The organism is Lactobacillus sp. C449L (genome assembly GCF_059900815.1).
Map to the genome: position 1 here is coordinate 1 of NZ_JBWXGA010000148.1, position 477 is coordinate 477.

Here is a 477-nt window from a genome sequence, read left to right on the forward strand (position 1 = left end):
ACCCATTTCTCTCCCGGCGCCGCATGGGGCAGCGGCTGCTGGAAGCGGTTCATCAAATTCTCCCAGGCCATCACGTCCGGATCGGCGGCATCCGCCGCCGCCTTGGCCGCCGGATCGAAGCTCTCGCCCGTGTCCATCAGCATGACGAGCCGGTTGCCGCTCCGGAAAATCCGCATGTCCGTGATGCCCGCCGCGCGGATGCTCCTCACGACCACCGCCGGCACCTTGCCCGGCGCGTGCCACGCCTCGTAGCGGGCGATCAGCTCCGCATCGTCCTTGAGATCGAGGAGCAGGACGCGCCTCACGCCGCCGCGTTCGCCACCACGCGCTGGCGCTGGACGCCCAGGCCCGCGATGCCGAGCGCCATCACGTCGCCCGCCCTGAGGAACACCTGCGGCTTCTGTCCCATGCCGACGCCGGGCGGCGTCCCGGTGGAGATGACGTCGCCCGGCTGAAGGCTCATGAAGCGGCTGATGT

2 protein-coding genes are annotated in these 477 nt (G+C 69.8%); both read right to left on the reverse strand.

Features of this window, described 5'->3' with window-relative positions; all coding sequences use genetic code 11:
- On the reverse strand, positions 1-305 hold a 305-nt coding region (locus AC2JF9_RS08735; protein WP_500726981.1), incomplete at its 3' end, for an L-rhamnose mutarotase.
- Positions 302-463, reverse strand: coding sequence for a fumarylacetoacetate hydrolase family protein (locus AC2JF9_RS08740; protein ID WP_500726983.1), 162 nt, complete (start codon positions 461-463; stop codon positions 302-304). The genes AC2JF9_RS08740 and AC2JF9_RS08735, both read right to left, overlap by 4 nt.
- Positions 464-477: the final 14 nt, after the last annotated feature.

What these genes read in the sequence shown, in the direction of transcription:
- AC2JF9_RS08740 (WP_500726983.1), bottom strand. Translation starts at nt 463, where the DNA reads ATGAGCCTTCAGCCGGGCGACGTCATCTCCACCGGGACGCCGCCCGGC.